14 protein-coding genes are annotated in these 12,775 nt (G+C 73.7%); 6 read left to right on the top strand and 8 right to left on the bottom strand.

Annotated elements, in window-relative coordinates; all coding sequences use genetic code 11:
* Positions 1 to 63: 63 nt before the first annotated feature.
* Complete coding sequence (locus tag ACLIN4_RS32830; RefSeq protein ID WP_107480019.1) at positions 64 to 1,290, top strand: cytochrome P450; 1,227 nt, start codon at positions 64 to 66, stop codon at positions 1,288 to 1,290.
* Between the two features lie 18 nt (positions 1,291 to 1,308).
* Here the strand turns inward: ACLIN4_RS32830 and ACLIN4_RS32825 are convergent, their stop codons facing one another.
* The 5 genes from ACLIN4_RS32825 to ACLIN4_RS32805 all read right to left on the bottom strand — a co-directional run bounded on the left by ACLIN4_RS32825 (position 1,309) and on the right by ACLIN4_RS32805 (position 5,792).
* The gene (locus tag ACLIN4_RS32825) at positions 1,309 to 2,571 is read right to left on the bottom strand and encodes a cytochrome P450 (RefSeq protein ID WP_289910048.1); all 1,263 of its coding nucleotides are present in this window, start codon (positions 2,569 to 2,571) and stop codon (positions 1,309 to 1,311) included.
* Complete coding sequence (locus ACLIN4_RS32820; RefSeq protein WP_100049270.1) at positions 2,568 to 3,203, bottom strand: GTP-binding protein; 636 nt, start codon at positions 3,201 to 3,203, stop codon at positions 2,568 to 2,570. Before ACLIN4_RS32820 ends, ACLIN4_RS32825 begins: the two co-directional genes overlap by 4 nt.
* Positions 3,184 to 3,540 carry a DUF742 domain-containing protein gene (locus ACLIN4_RS32815; RefSeq protein WP_179342745.1) on the bottom strand — a complete coding sequence of 119 codons (357 nt, stop codon included), beginning with the start codon at positions 3,538 to 3,540 and terminating at the stop codon, positions 3,184 to 3,186. The genes ACLIN4_RS32820 and ACLIN4_RS32815 overlap by 20 nt, the downstream gene beginning before the upstream one ends.
* Complete coding sequence (locus ACLIN4_RS32810; protein ID WP_257003382.1) at positions 3,537 to 3,956, bottom strand: roadblock/LC7 domain-containing protein; 420 nt, start codon at positions 3,954 to 3,956, stop codon at positions 3,537 to 3,539. Before ACLIN4_RS32810 ends, ACLIN4_RS32815 begins: the two co-directional genes overlap by 4 nt.
* Before the next feature lie 126 nt (positions 3,957 to 4,082).
* Positions 4,083 to 5,792, bottom strand: coding sequence for an ATP-binding protein (locus ACLIN4_RS32805; protein ID WP_381915180.1), 1,710 nt, complete (start codon positions 5,790 to 5,792; stop codon positions 4,083 to 4,085).
* Between the two features lie 357 nt (positions 5,793 to 6,149).
* Here ACLIN4_RS32805 and ACLIN4_RS32800 point away from each other — a divergent pair, with 357 nt between their 5' ends.
* From ACLIN4_RS32800 to ACLIN4_RS32780, 5 genes are all read left to right on the top strand, one after another.
* Entirely contained in the window at positions 6,150 to 6,566 is a 417-nt protein-coding gene (locus tag ACLIN4_RS32800; protein ID WP_100049581.1) for a hypothetical protein, read from the top strand.
* A gap of 53 nt (positions 6,567 to 6,619) precedes the next feature.
* Positions 6,620 to 7,117, top strand: a complete 498-nt coding sequence (locus tag ACLIN4_RS32795) for a hypothetical protein (RefSeq protein WP_307651668.1) — start codon at positions 6,620 to 6,622, stop codon at positions 7,115 to 7,117.
* Between the two features lie 65 nt (positions 7,118 to 7,182).
* Positions 7,183 to 7,989 (top strand): DsbA family protein, encoded by an 807-nt coding sequence (locus ACLIN4_RS32790; RefSeq protein ID WP_307651669.1) that lies wholly within the window; start codon positions 7,183 to 7,185, stop codon positions 7,987 to 7,989.
* Positions 7,982 to 8,953, top strand: a complete 972-nt coding sequence (locus ACLIN4_RS32785; RefSeq protein ID WP_290012135.1) for a cytochrome c biogenesis CcdA family protein — start codon at positions 7,982 to 7,984, stop codon at positions 8,951 to 8,953. Before ACLIN4_RS32790 ends, ACLIN4_RS32785 begins: the two co-directional genes overlap by 8 nt.
* A gap of 43 nt (positions 8,954 to 8,996) precedes the next feature.
* The gene (locus ACLIN4_RS32780) at positions 8,997 to 9,836 is read left to right on the top strand and encodes a lysozyme (protein ID WP_307651670.1); all 840 of its coding nucleotides are present in this window, start codon (positions 8,997 to 8,999) and stop codon (positions 9,834 to 9,836) included.
* Between the two features lie 80 nt (positions 9,837 to 9,916).
* On the opposite strand, the gene ACLIN4_RS32775 is transcribed toward ACLIN4_RS32780, so the two are convergent.
* From ACLIN4_RS32775 to ACLIN4_RS32765, 3 genes are all read right to left on the bottom strand, one after another.
* Positions 9,917 to 10,639 (bottom strand): FAD binding domain-containing protein, encoded by a 723-nt coding sequence (locus ACLIN4_RS32775; protein WP_107480128.1) that lies wholly within the window; start codon positions 10,637 to 10,639, stop codon positions 9,917 to 9,919.
* 223 nt (positions 10,640 to 10,862) lie between these two features.
* On the bottom strand, positions 10,863 to 11,666 hold the full coding sequence (locus ACLIN4_RS32770; protein WP_307651671.1) for an alpha/beta fold hydrolase: 804 nt from the start codon (positions 11,664 to 11,666) through the stop codon (positions 10,863 to 10,865).
* Positions 11,667 to 11,719: 53 nt separating this feature from the next.
* Positions 11,720 to 12,514, bottom strand: a complete 795-nt coding sequence (locus ACLIN4_RS32765; protein ID WP_289910064.1) for a hypothetical protein — start codon at positions 12,512 to 12,514, stop codon at positions 11,720 to 11,722.
* Positions 12,515 to 12,775: the final 261 nt, after the last annotated feature.

The raw sequence follows: 12,775 nt of genomic DNA, 5'->3' as shown, positions 1-12,775 counted from the left end.
TGTCGGGCCCGGCGGGTCGCCAATAGCCTGGGGCGGTAAGGCAGTTGTCGACCGAGGAGCCCCATGTCCACCGCCCAGCAGGTCCCCGACATCCTCTCCCCCGAGTTCGCGGCGAATCCCTACCCGGCCTACCGGGTGATGCGCGAGAGCGCGCCGCTCATCCGGCACGAGGCCACCCAGAGCTGGATCGTGTCGCGCTACGAAGACGTGGAGCGCGTCTTCAAGGACCGCGCCGGGCAGTTCACCACGGAGAACTACGACTGGCAGATCGAGCCGGTGCACGGCAGGACGATCCTCCAGCTGAGCGGACGCGAGCACGCGGTCCGTCGGGCACTGGTCGCCCCGGCCTTCCGCGGCGCCGAACTGCAGGAGAAGTTCCTGCCGGTCATCGAGCGCAATTCCCGTGAACTCATAGACACCTTCCGGCACACCGGCCGCGCCGACCTGGTCACCGACTACGCGACCCGGTTCCCCGTCAACGTCATCGCGGACATGCTGGGTCTGGACAAGGCCGACCACGACCGCTTCCACGGCTGGTACACGACGGTCATCGCCTTCCTCGGCAACCTCTCCGGCGACCCCGAGGTGGCGGCGGCGGGGGCGCGCACCCGGGTGGAGTTCGCCGAGTACATGTTCCCGATCATCCGGGAGCGCCGGGAGAACCCCGGTGACGACCTGCTGTCCGCCCTGTGCGCCGCCGAGGTCGACGGCGTGCGGATGAGCGACGAGGACATCAAAGCGTTCTGCAGTCTGCTGCTCGCGGCGGGCGGCGAGACCACCGACAAGGCCATAGCGAGCATCTTCGCCAACCTGCTGGCGCACCCGGAGCAGTTGGCGGCCGTGCGCGAGGACCGGAGCCTGATCCCCCGTGCCTTCGCCGAGACGCTGCGCTACACGCCGCCCGTCCACATGATCATGCGGCAGACGGCGACCGAGGTGGAGCTGAGCGGCGGGACCATACCGGCGGGCGCCACCGTCACCTGTCTCATAGGCGCGGCCAACCGGGACGAGAACCGCTACCGCGATCCGGACCGTTTCGACATCCTCCGCGACGACCTGACCACGACGACCGCGTTCTCGGCCGCCGCCGACCACCTCGCGTTCGCCCTCGGGCGGCACTTCTGCGTGGGGGCACTGCTGGCGAAGGCCGAGGTCGAGACCGGCGTCGGTCAGTTGCTGGACGCCATGCCCGACCTGCGGCCGGCCGACGGGTTCGACGTGGTGGAGCGGGGGGTCTTCACCCGGGGTCCGCAGTCGCTGCCGGTGCGGTTCACGCCCGTCACGGCCTGAGCCGGCGTCGCCCGCCCGTCAGGGGACCACGGGCGTGAAGAGCACCGGCAGGGAGGTCAGTCCGCGCATCCAGATGGAGGGCCGCCAGGTCAACTCGTCGGGGTCGACCGCGAGTACCAGGTCGGGGAGGCGTTCCAGCAGGGTCTCGACCGCTGTGCGGGCCATGACGTCGGCGAGCAGCGGTGCCGGGTACGGGCACCGGTGCTCGCCGTTGCTGAAGGACAGGTGCGCGGAGTTCTCGGCGCCGACGTGCGCCTCGGGCCACAGCTGCGGGTCGGTGTTGGCCGCGGCCAGGCCGAGGACGAGGCAGTCGCCGGCCCGGATCTGCCGGCCGCCGAGCTGGGTGTCGTTCACGGCCCAACGGCCGATGAAGTTCTGCGTGGGCGTGTCCAGCCACAGCACCTCGTTCAGCGCCTCGCCGACGCTGAGCCGGCCGCCCGAGACGTTGAGCGCGAAGCGTTCGTCGGTGAGCAGCAGCCTGAGGGTGTTGCCGATCCAGTTGGCGGTGGGCTGCTGGGCGGCGGCGATCACGGAGATCAGGTCCTGGACGATCTCCTCGTCGGTCAGCCCCGCCGGGTGGGTCAGCATCCGCGAGGTGACGTCGGGTCCGGGCCGCTCCCGCTTCCGGCGCACCAGCCGGTGGATGCGCTCACCCACCCGCGCGTAGGCCGCGACCGGGTCGTCACCCTCCGCCGCGTCGAGGGAGACACGCAGGTCCTCGACGAGCTGCCGGGTGTCGTCGCCGCCGTGCGGCATGCCGCACATGCGCACGGCTGCGCGCATCGGCAGGGCGTGGGCGTAGTCCGCCATCAGCTCGGCCCGGCCGCTGCCGGCGAAGGCGGCGATGAGCCCGTCGGCCAGCTGACGGCAGTCCCGGGCCAGTTCGAACTGGTCGACGCCCGCGAGTGCCTGCGAGATCACGCCGGCCCGCCGCCGGTGTTCCTCGCCCTCGGTGAACAGAACCGACGGCTGGTACCCGACGTAGGGCAGCAGCGGCCAGTCGGGCGGGATGGCGTCCCACTGGTTCCAGCGGCGCGAGTCCCGGGCGAACAGCTCGTCGTGGCTGGTGACATAGCTGACCTCGGCGTAGCCGAGGACCAGCCAGGCCGGGACGGAGCCGTCCAGGAGCACCGGTGCGACGGCTCCGTGCTCCGCCCTGAGGCCGCGGTACAGCTCCGACGGGGTCTGCTGGTACTCCAGCCCGGCGAGCGCCACGGCCTTGTCGTGTGCGGGGCACGCGGGTGGGGCGGTGCGGTCGGGAGCGGGGTCGATGTCGGTCACGATGCGCTCTCCTGGGCCAGGGCCAGTCGGTAGAGGTGGTCCACGAGGGTGACCAGTACGTTCTTGCCCGACTTCCGCACGCGTGCGTCGCAGTCGATCAGCGGTACGTCGTCGGGCAGGGCGAGGGCCTGCCGGATCTCGTCCAGGGAGTGCCGGGCCCGGTCGTCGTCGAAGCGGTTGACGGCGACCACGAAGGGGGTGCGGTGGTGTTCGAGCCGGTCTATCGCGTACCAGGAGTCGTCCATCCGGCGGGTGTCGACGAGGACGACGGCGCCGAGGGTGCCGGAGAAGAGCCGGTCCCAGAGGAACCAGAAGCGTTCCTGGCCCGGGGCCCCGAACAGGTACAGCACCATGCGGTCGTTGAGGCTGATCCGGCCGAAGTCGAAGGCCACGGTCGTGGTGGTCTTGCTCGTCACCTCGCCGGTCTCGTCGACGCCGACGCCGGCCTGGGTCATCACCTCCTCGGTGTTGAGGGGGCGGATCTCGCTGACCGAGCGGACGAGGGTGGTCTTGCCGACGCCGAAGCCGCCGACGACGACGATCTTCAGGCCGGTCTCCGCGGCATCGGTCAGGGGCGTGCGGCCCGTGGCCGTGGGGGTCGGAGCGGGTGGATCAGAGGTTGCGGAGCCCATGGAGCACCTCCTGGAGAAGGGCGGTATCGGGGTGCGACGCGGCGGCCTGCCCCAGGCGCGGATGACGGGCGGTGATCCTCCCGGTGGCGAGCAGGTCGCCGAGCAGGATGCGGACCACGGTGATCGGCAGTGCCAGCTCCGCGGCGACCTCGACCACGGCCGTCGGGTGCCGGCACAGGTCGAGGATGCGGACGTGTTCCGACTGCATGCCGGCCGACGGTTCGCATTCGCTGACCACGAGCGTGACGAGGTCGAAGGAGTCGTCGGCGCGGCTGCGTCCTCCGGTGACCGTGTAGAGCCGGTCGGGTTCGCCGGTGTCCACGGGCCTGCGCGTCACGGCGTACTGCTCCCGGGGGCGGCGTGGCGCGGTTCGGCCCGCAGGTGCTCACCGATCTGTTCGACCATCTCGGTCATCTGGTGGCCGACCACCCCCGGGTCGGCGTCCTCCACCGCGACGACGGCCAGGTGCGCGCCCTCGCCGGCCTCCACGATGAACAGCAGCCCCCCGTGGAACTCGGTCATGGAGTGCCGGACACCGCCGGTTCCGTCGCCGAACTCGACGGAGGCGCCCTGGGCGAGGGCCTGGATGCCGGAGCAGATCGCGGCGAGCTGGTCGGCCCGGTCCAGGGTGAGGTGTTCGGTCCAGCACAGTTTGAGGCCGTCGCGGGAGAGGACGAGGGCGTGCCGGGTGCCGGGGGTGCGGTCGAGGAGGTTCTGCAGGAGCCAGGTGAGGCTGTTGTCGGTGGTCTGCATGGTGGGTGGGGGGACGGTGGTTCCTGGTTCTGCGGTCACCGGCCCGTTCCTCCAATCTCACGAGCTCGAAGGGCGAGGGGCGCCGACGCGCGCCGTGCGGGTTCGGCGGGGCGGGTGCGGCGCGGGCTACCCCGGAGCGGGCGGTTCGGTCTCCGGCGCCCCGCCGGCCGCGCCGGTCCGGCGACCGCGGTGGAAGGCGCCGAAGCTGGCGCCGGCGTCCCGGGGCGCCGGCGCCGCCCGGTCCGGGGCCCGTCGGTGCTGCTGCTCCCGGCGTTCGCGTTCGGCCGCGGCCATCGTGCGGCCCGGGGAGCGCACGGGCAGCCCTCCCGCCGTGGCGGGCGCGGGGCGGGGCCGCTCCGGCTGCTCGGGGAGGCCGGGGCGGACGTCCGGGACGCGCCGCCTGTCCACCGGGGCCTCGGCTGCCGGAGCGGGGCCGGGGACGGCGGGGACACCGGCCGTGCGGCCGAAGGACGCGGAGGGCCCCGGGTCCCGCTGCTGGGCGAGCAGTTGCGGCGGGACCAGGACGACGACGCCCGTGCCGCCGCGCGAGGAGGGCCGGTAGCTGACACCGATGCGGTACTTGGCGGCCAGCCGTCCGACCACGGCGAGGCCGAGCCGTGTGCCCTGGAGCAGGGCCAGGTCGTTCATGCGGCCCGACACCGCCTCTTCGGCGTGGCGCATGGCCGCGTCGGCCATCTTCAGTCCGCTGTCCTCGATGGTGACGACGATTCCGGCGGTGCGTTCCTCCACGTAGACGTGGACCTCGTCGATGGGCGGTGAGAAGTTGGCGGCGTTGTCCATCAGTTCGGCGAGCAGGTGCATGACGCCCTCGGCCGCGTACCCGGAGATCGCCGCGCTGGTGGCGCAGTGCATCCGGACCCTGCGGTAGGCGGCGATCCGGCCGACGGCGCCGCGCAGGATGCTCTCCATCACGATGGGCTTGTTCCAGGCCCGGCTGGAGCGTCCGCCCATCAGGAGGGCCAGCCGGTCGGTGACGAGGCCGAGCTGCGAGGTGCTGTGGTCCAGGCGGAGCAGGTCGCCGAGGACTTCCTCGCCGTGGCGGTCCTGCATCTCGCGCAGGTCGGCGAGCATGCCGACGGTCTTGGCCTGGACGCGGCTCAGGGACTTGGCGGCGGCTGCCTGGGCCGCGGCGGTGCGCCTCTCGCTGAGTGCCAGCTCCCGGACGAAGAGCTCGGCGCAGGCGCGCGACTGTGCGCCGCGCGGCCACTCCAGCTCGGCGAGGACGACGTCCGCCGAAGTGCCGTCACGCAGCTTCTCCACCGCGGCGGGCAGGGTGCTGCTCGTCAGGTGTTCCAGTTCCGCGGTGAGCCGGCGCGTCTCCTCGAGTGCCTGCCGGTGGCGGGAGTCGGCGTCCGCGGCCTGCCGCGCGGCGTCCTCCGCCAACGCCGCGAAGCTCTGCGCGACCTGGCGCAGGTGCGCGCCGGAGACGGGCGCGGTGTTCGCCACCGCCTCCTCGGCGCGCGCGCCGTCGCGGACCTGCTGGGCGATGCCCGGCAGGGCCACGTTGACCAGGTGCGCGAAGCCCGCGCTCTCGTGGGCGACGCGGGCCTTGAGGGCGCTGATCTCCGCCTTCCGGTCGGCCGCGGTCCGGCGTGCCCGGCCGACCAGGTGGGAGCCGAGTACGACGGACACGGCGACGCACAGCCAGGACGTCACGGCGAGGGTGGCGGTCCAGCTCCGGGCGGTGTCGGGGGCCGCCGCCCAGGCGGCTCCGGCGGCCGCTGCGGCCGCCGGCAGCACGACCAGGGGGACGGCGGGGGTGGTGCGGCGGGCTTTCTGCGCCCGGGGCGGGGTGGGGGGTGCAGACACTGACATTCCGCGGTCCCTCTGGTCCTTGAGAGCGGGGAAAAGGCCGGGCCGACATTCGTCGTTGACGGGCCGGAACGTCCGCCGGGGCCAGTGGTGATCGCTCCGGCGGGCTTGCGGCTCATGCTAGTCAGCGCCCGGGGCGCGTAAGCCGGACCGACCGCAGACCCCACCGAGGAGCGAACTTCCCCGGCATCTCACCGATCGAACGCACCGATGTGATACAGGCGTTCCGGGTGGGACGGTGTACCGACGCGTCGCGGGACGCACCGCTGCCCGCCGGGGGGCGCCGCCCGCCCGGCGACGGGTATGTAGGGTGGCTTGCGCATACGTCCCCGAGCAGTCCCTGCGGTAGGAGCCGTCCCCATGTCCCAGCGCGGCAGGCACACCCGAGCGGTGTCGCTGCTGCGTTGTGCGCTCGCGATGGTCACCGTGGTCGTCGCCGTGCTGTGCGTGGCGGGAGCGGGCCGTTCACCGGCCGCGGGCGCCGGTGCCGAGAGTGCCGTGACCGCCTCCCCGTCCGCGGTCACCGTGCTCGCCGTCGACCGTGTCTCCGACGACGAGCTGTCGCCCACGGCGCCGCGTCCGTGCGAGAAGAAGGGCCTGGCCGAGCAGTCCTCGACGCGCGGGGACCTCCGTGTTCCGGAGGCGCCGACCGCCGGCTCGGCGGACTCGCTCGCCCAGCGCGGGACCGCCCCGTCGCCGGCCGGTCACGCGGCCTTCGGACCCGCGCCGCCCACGAGTTGTGCCAGTGGTACCTCGACCACCGTTCTGAGGATCTAGACCGGCCCGTTCGTGCCGCGTCCATCGCATCCTTACGAACGGAGTCCTTCCCCATGCCCTCCTCCTCCCGGTCACTGAGCCGGGCGGGAGCGGTCCTCGCGTCCTGGCGGCCCGCCCAGTGGGCCGCCGCCGGGGCCGGTGCCGTCCTGACCGCTGTCGTCGTGGGTGTCCCCACCGCGGTCGTGCCCTCGCCCTTCTTCTCCCGGTCGGTCCCCGTCCAGTGGTGGAACCCTCCGGTGCTCGCGGCCACCGCCGTGCTCGCGGGCCTGGTCCTGGCCACCTTCGTGCGCCCGCCCGGAGCCGCCGGACCGCCGCGGACCGACGGTCCCGGCAGCAGGCTGGGACCGGTCGGCGGTGTGCTCTCCTTCCTCGCCGTGGGCTGTCCCGTCTGCAACAAGGTGGTCCTGCTGCTCCTCGGCAGCTCCGGCGCACTGACGTACTGGGCGCCGCTCCAGCCGGTCGTCGCCGTCGCCTCGCTGGCGCTGCTGGCCGAGGCGGCGCTGCGCAGGCTGTCGACGGCCGGCGTCTGTCCGCTGCCGGCCCGCGCCTGACCGCCGGCCACTCGGCGCTTCCCCGTTCCTTCCTTCCCTCTTTCCTCCTTCCGTGGAGTCGACCCATGAACACCGCATCACGCCTGCCCAAGAAGTCCCGGCCGGGTTCCGCCCCCGGCAGCGGCCCGGCGCCGCGCCGTCGGCTGCGGGTGGTCCTGGCCGCCCTCGTCCTCGTGGCCGCCGTCGTCGGCGCCACCGTCGCGCTGGGCGGTGGCGGGAAGTCCGCCGACCGCCCCGCAGACGCGTCGGCCTCGGACGCGCCGTCCGCCGCCCCGCCCGCCGATCCCGCGCTGCTCGCGCTCGCCCGTCGGGACGCCGACGACCCGTACGCCGTGGGGAAGCCGGACGCCCCCGTCGTGATGATCGAGTACTCGGACTTCCAGTGCCCCTACTGCGGCCGGTTCGCCCGCGAGACCAAGCCCGAACTGCTCCGCGAGTACGTCGACAAGGGCGTCCTCCGGATCGAGTGGCGGCACTTCCCGATCTTCGGCGAGGAGTCGGAGCAGGCGGCCCGGGCCTCTTGGGCGGCGGGCCGGCAGGGCCGGTTCTGGCAGTTCCACGACACCGCCTACGGTCAGCCGCGCGAGCGCAACAAGGGTGACTTCGCCGAGAAGGAGCTGCTCGCCATGGCAGAGGAGGCGGGGGTCGGGGACCTCGACCGCTTCCGCACGGACATGGCATCCGCCGCTGCGGACGAGGCCGTGAACCGGGACGTCGAGGAGGGGTACGCGCTCGGCGTCAGCAGTACGCCCGCCTTCCTCGTCAACGGCCGGCCGATCCTGGGCGCCCAGCCCACGGACGTGTTCGCCGAAGCGGTCGAGGCGGCCCAGGCCGCCGAGGGAGCGCGCGCACAGGGCGGAACCGATGAGTGACCCGGGCTTCGCGGTGGCTTTCCTCGGCGGGTTGCTGGCGCTGCTGAGCCCGTGCTCGGCCCTGCTGCTGCCCGCGTTCTTCGCCTACTCGTTCACCGGCCGCACCCGGTTGCTGGGGCGCACCGCGCTGTTCTACGCCGGGCTGTGTCTGACCATGGTGCCGCTCGGCGTGGCGGGCTCGCTGGCCGGACGCCTCTTCTACGGGCACCGTGACCTGCTGGTGACGGTGGGCGGCTGGCTCGTCATCGCCCTCGGGGTGGCGCAAGTGCTGGGCCTGGGGTTCGGTTCGCGCCGGATGCAGCAGGCGGCCGGCGCCCGCCGGTCGGGTTCGGCCCTGTCCGTGACGGCGCTGGGCGCGGTGTACGGGCTGGCCGGCTTCTGCGCCGGACCCATCCTCGGCAGCGTCCTGACGGTGGCCGCGATGGGTGGCGACCCCTGGCGCGGTGGGGCGCTGCTCGCGGTGTACGCCCTGGGCATGGCGGTGCCGATGTTCGTCCTGGCGGCGCTGTGGGACCGGTTCGACCTGGGCCGGCGGAACTGGCTGCGTGGGCGGCCGGTGCGGCTGGGTCCGTTGCGGACGCACTCCACGTCGTTGGCGGGCGGGGTGATGTTCATCGTCCTGGGCGCGGTCTTCCTGCTGTTCGACGGCACGTCGGCGCTGCCGTCGCTGCTGGGTGTGGAGACCGAGTTCGCCTGGGAGCAGCGCATGACGGGGCTCGGGGGCGCGGTCTCCGACCGTGCGCTGCTGGGTGTGCTCGCCCTGGTCGTCGCCGTGGGGGCGCTGGTCGTCCTGGTGCGTGGGGCGCGGGGGCCGCGGCGCGGCGGACCGGAGCGTCAGGCCGCTGCTCCGGGGCGGCGGGGTGCGCACAGTGCCGTGCGGCCCCGCTGTCGCCTCGGTCGGACGCGCCCGGCGGTGACGAACCGGCGTGTCGAGCCGCCGGGCCCGCCAACACCGTCTGGGTGACTGTGGGATGCGGCCGGGCGGGACAGCGGATCGGATGGGTGCCATGCGCAAACCCATAGCCGTGGCGTCCCGCCACTCACGCCGCCTGCTCGCGTCGGGCGTCCTCCTCGCCTCCCAGTCGCTCCTCCTGACCCTGTCCGCGGTCCCCGCGTCGGCCGACGGGACGGGCGTGACACCCGTCCGCGGCACCGCCCACATGGGCATGGGCGTCCTGGCCCACGAGGGCGTCCAGGGAGTGCCCGCCGGTACGCGGGCCGCCCAGACCGAGGGCGTCGACGTCTCCAGCCATCAGGGCAACGTCGCCTGGTCCACCCTCTGGAACAGCGGGGTGAAGTGGGCCTATGTGAAGGCCACCGAGGGCACGTCCTACCGGAACCCCTACTACTCCCAGCAGTACAGCGGTTCGTACGACACCGGCATGATCCGCGGCGCGTACCACTTCGGGATCCCGGACGGCGCCGGCGGTGCCGCACAGGCGGACTACTTCGTCGACCACGGCGGCGGCTGGTCCAAGGACGGCCGGACGCTGCCGGGCGTGCTGGACATCGAGTACAACCCGTACGGCGCCACCTGCTACGGCAGGACGGCGAGTCAGATGGTCGACTGGATCGGCGACTTCCTCGACCGTTACAAGGAGCGCACCGGCCGTCACGCCGCCATCTACACCTCCACCAACTGGTGGAAGCAGTGCACCGGGAACTACAGCGGTTTCGGCGACACCAACCCGCTGTGGGTCGCCCGGTACGCCTCGAGCGTGGGCGAGCTTCCGGCCGGGTGGGACTTCCACACGATGTGGCAGTACACCTCGTCCGGGCCGACCGTCGGGGACCACGACAAGTTCAACGGGGACCTCGACCGCGTCAAGGCACTGGCCAACGGCTGACGTCGTACGCCGGCCGCCGGTCCCGCCGGCGGTCGGCGCCCGGCGGCGGTCGGCGCCCGGCGGCCTGCGGCCGGCTCGGCTCAGCGGTCGGAGAGGGAGTCCAGGATGTCGGCGACCTGCGCCCGCACCACGTCCCGGGCCGCGGAATGCAGTGCGCCGAAGTCCGTGCGCTCCAGTGCGCCGAGCACCTGGTCGGCGCCCTCGTCGCACGGAGCGGTCTCGCTGAGCACTTCGTAGCCGTCGCGTACGGCCACCCTGAGGTGGTGCCGGCCCTCGTCGTCGGCGTGCACGGCGGTGGCGACCACCAGGGGCGGCGGGCCGCCGGCCTCGGCGGGCTCCTTCCGGTAGCCGCTGGCTGTCGGCGTGCGCCAGCGCAGACCGAGCAGCAGGTGACGCTTGGCCACGACCTCCGCCAGGTCGGTCTCGTAGGCCCGGTCCGGCCCCAGGACCGTGGGGCGGGCGTCCAGGACGAGGGCGGCGGGCAGCAGGCAGCGCAGGCTGCTGCCGACGATGTTGCCGCCGACCGTGGCGGTCCGGCGTACGGCTCCGGTGCCCACCGTGCCGGCCGCCCGGCGCAGCACCTCGGGCACGCGGTCGTCTATGCGGTGCAGGACCACGGCGGCCCCCAGCGCCTCGGGCTCCACCACGGTCGCCTCCGGCAGGTCGCGCAGCGACATGGCCAGCGCGGGGAAGCCGTCCCGTTGCCAGCCGGCCCACACGAGGGTGGCCCCGCCGATGGGCACCGCTCCCTCCGCCATGCACTCCTGCGCTTCGGACACGGTCGTGGGCAGACGCAACAGCATGGCGATCGACCTGCTTTCCCCGGCGGGCGGCGGTACGACGACGCCGCGCCCCCCGCCGCGTGATCACGGCCACTGCGCATTGTCCGTACCCCCGCGGGGGCGCGTACAGGGCTCACTCACCGGCAATGTGCGCCCTCTGCGCTCCGGAACACCACGGAGGCGCCGGGCATGTGCGACGAGTCCCGGACCGTCGACGTCCGGCCGGACCGCCCGGCGCCGGCGGTCACAGCCACTCGGCCAGGAAGCGCAGCAGCGCGGCGTTGAAGCGCTCGGGTTGTTCGGCGCCCGGGAGGTGGCCTGCCCGCTCGATCACGACCAGGGTGGAGTGCGGGACGAGACGCCGGATGGCCTCGGCCTCCGGCACGGGGGTGTAGACGTCGTCCGCGCCGACCAGGATCAGGACCGGTGCCTCCACGGAGGCCAGGACGTCCCGGTAGTCGGGGCGTTCGGCCCGGCCGCGCAGCGCCGCGGCGGCGCCCTCGGGGTCGGTGGCGCACATCGTCTTCAGGACGCGGGCGGCCACGTCCGGCATGGCGGTGACGTTGTAGGCGGCGAGCATCTTGTCGATGACCTCGTGCGCGTAACCGTCCATGCCCTCGGCGACGAGCCGGTCGGCCAACCGGTTGCGGAACGCCTTGCCCTCGGCGGTCTCCGCAGGCGCCGAGGTGTCGGACAGGACGAGCGCCCGAACCCGCTCCGGGTGGCGCAGCTGGAACTCCATGGTGATCTGGCCGCCCATGGAGACGCCGCCGACCACCGCGCGCTCGATGCCCAAGTGGTCGAGGAGCGCGGCGAGGTCGTCGGCGAAGTCGGCGAGCAGCACCTTGCCGGGGGTCACACTGCTGCGGCCGTAGCCGCGCAGGTCCGGGGTGACCACCCGGTATCCGGCCGCCGTCAGGGGCATCACCTGGGGCGCCCACAGGGTGCGGTCGAAGGGATGCCCGTGGATCAGCAGGATCGGGAGCCCCGTCGAGGGGCCGAAGTCGTCGTACTCGATCGTGGCGCCGCGCACGGTTGTGGAGTTCATTCCGGGCACTCTATGCGCGGCGGCGCCGGCAGGGGCGGGCACGTGGGATCGTCTCAAGGGGCGAGCAGTGCGCGGGTCAACTCCGCGCGCAGCAGCTCCCCTTCCTTGTGGACCAGCCCGGGCGCCTGTGCGTTCCACTGTTCGGCGGCACCGTCCAGTGCCTCGGCGAAGGCCCGGTGCGCGCGGCGTCCCACCACGGCCATCACGACGGGAAGGAGGGGACGCGCGAAGGAACGGCCCTCGATGCGCGCCTTCACGGTCACCCGCCAGCGCCCGTCCGGGGCCGGTCGCGGCACGGCCGTCACGGTGGCGCGGGCGAGTGCGTGCGTCACGGTCCCGCTCAGCGGCGCGCGGGACGGGCGGCGGGCGCGTCCGGACGCCGACGGCCACCAGCTGCCGAGGTCCAGGTGCAGGCGTCCGGTGCCGCCGAGGTACTTCGGCCCCTTGCCCCCGCTCGTCCGCAGCGTTGCCGCCAGCCACGCCTCGCGGGGCCGGGCCACACTCCTGATGCCGAGCACGCAGACCAGCCGGGCGCGGTGGGCCGGATCGTCGTCCTGCGTGACGATCTCGAACGCCGTCTCGCGGCGGCGGTCCCAGGCGAGCACCGTGACCGTCGGGTCGGTCTCCGGCCGGCCGTCCTCCGCGGCGGTGGCCCGGTAGCGGGCGCCCGGTCGCAGATGGCGCCCCTGCTCCAGGACCAGATCGGGCAGCAGGCGTCCGTCGGGCAGCCGCAGCCGCGCTCCGTCGGCCTGAGTGCCTTCGGCGAGGTCGTGGAGCATGCCGAGGCATGACTCCAGCCAACGGCGGGGCACGGGGGCGAGCGTCACGGTGTGCTGGAAGCGGGCCATGCGGTCAGGATGGCTGCCCGGGAGCGGCGGGTCACGGGGTCGGCCTGGCAGGGAGAGGCCCGGGTCGGCTGCCGGGTTGCGACGGGGGCGTGGCGGCCCGGGTCGGCTGCCGGGGTTCCGACGGGGGGCGTGGCGGCCCGGGTCGGCTGCCGGGGTCCCGTCGGGGGGCGTGGCGGTCCGTGGCGCGGCGGGGTGCCCGCGGGGCTTCCGGCTGCCCCCTTCCGGCGCCGGCCCCGACGGAACACCGACCGCCCGCGCTCG

The organism is Streptomyces mutabilis (genome assembly GCF_046628145.1).
Lineage (GTDB): Bacteria > Actinomycetota > Actinomycetes > Streptomycetales > Streptomycetaceae > Streptomyces > Streptomyces mutabilis.
The sequence above is the reverse complement of the archived record's forward strand: the minus strand, read 5'-3'. Positions and strand labels throughout refer to the sequence as shown.